Here is a 1,510-nt window from a genome sequence, read left to right as displayed (position 1 = left end):
ACGGTCATGCCGTTATCATCCCCGATCGCCGGGCCCGGGCGCCCGCCGCGGCCCGCGGGATCACGCCGCGCCGGGGGGCGAACAGCTGCGCCGCGGTGAAGATGACGGCCTGCGCGAGGACCACTACCGGGCCCGGGGGGAGGTCGGCGTAGTAGCCGGCGTACAGGCCGGTGACGCCACCGACCAGGGCGACGACGACGGCGACGATCATCGTCCCCCGCATGGTGTCGGCCACCAACTGGGCGGTCGCGCCGGGGATGATGAGCGTGGCCACCACCAGGATCACGCCCACCGACTGGACCCCCGCCACGGTGGCGGTGGCGAGGGTGGCGAGCAGGAGCCCGGTCAGCGCCCGCGTCCTGAGCCCCAGGGTGTGGGCGTGCAGCCGGTCGAAGGCCAGCATGATGAGATCGCGGCGGAAGGCCAGCAGCACGATCACCGTGAACGCCGAGACCGCCAACACCTGGACGAGGTCGGAATCGCGCACCCCGAGGACGCTGCCGAACAGGATCGAGTGCAGGTCCTGCCCGCTGGGGAACCGGGCGATGAGGACCAGTCCGAACGAGAACAGGGCGGTGAAGACGATGCCCATGGCCGCGTCCTCCCGCACCGTCCCCCCCTCTCGGACCGCGCCGATGAGCGCCACCGCGACCAGCGCGGCGATGAGTGCGCCGACCGCGAACGGGATGCCGATCAGGGCGGCGATCACCACACCGGGCAGGACGGCGTGGGAGACCGCGTCACCCATGAGAGACCAGCCCATGTGGACCAGCCAGCAGCTCAGCAACGCGCCGGCCACACCGGAGGCGGCCACCACGAGCAGGGCGCGCCGCATGAACTCGTAACTCATCGGCTCGACGAGCAGATCGATCATCACAGTGCTCCCTCGGCGGTCGGCGTCCGGTCGTCGACGGCGGGCAGCCGCGCCCCGAGCAACGTGGACAGGATCTGGGGGGTGGTGGTCTCGGCCACGGGGCCGTGCGCCACCAGCCGACCGTTGAGCAGGGCGACCGAGTCCGCGAGCCGCTCGACCGTGCCCAGGTGGTGGGTGGAGACCAGTGCGGTCCGCCCCGAGGCGGTGAGCTCGCGCAGCACGTCGATGTAGACCTCCTCGCTGCCGGCGTCCATGCCGCTGAACGGTTCGTCGAGGAGCAGCAGCTCGGCCTCCTGGGCCAGGCAGCGGGCCAGCAGGACCCGTCGCCGTTGACCGCCCGAGAGCTCGCCGATGCGCCGCCCCGCGATCGGCGACAACCCGACCCGGTCCAGGGCCTCGTCGACCGCCAGTCGGTCGGCGGCGGACGGGCGGCGCCACGGACCGGTGAAGCGGCGGCGGCCCTGCATGACCACCTCACCGGCGGTGACCGGGAACCGCTCGTCGAGTCCGTCCGACTGGGGCACCGCCGCCACCCGTCCGGTGCGTAGCGCGCGCCGGACCGGGGAACCGAGGAGGCGCACCGATCCACCGGTGGGGGTGACAAGGCCGAGCAGCGACTGGAGCAGGGTGGACTTC

The 1,510-nt window shown here is 72.7% G+C and carries 2 protein-coding genes; both read right to left on the bottom strand.

Annotation, left to right across the window (positions count from 1 at the left end; translation table 11 throughout):
• Positions 1–4: 4 nt before the first annotated feature.
• Positions 5–874, bottom strand: a complete 870-nt coding sequence (locus G6028_RS09635) for a metal ABC transporter permease (protein WP_182658738.1) — start codon at positions 872–874, stop codon at positions 5–7.
• On the bottom strand, positions 874–1,510 hold a 637-nt coding region (locus G6028_RS09630; RefSeq protein WP_182658737.1), incomplete at its 5' end, for a metal ABC transporter ATP-binding protein. The genes G6028_RS09635 and G6028_RS09630, both read right to left, overlap by 1 nt.

The organism is Dietzia cercidiphylli (assembly GCF_014145145.1).
In the GTDB taxonomy this organism is placed as follows: Bacteria; Actinomycetota; Actinomycetes; order Mycobacteriales; family Mycobacteriaceae; genus Dietzia; species Dietzia natronolimnaea.
The sequence above is the reverse complement of the archived record's forward strand: the minus strand, read 5'-3'. Positions and strand labels throughout refer to the sequence as shown.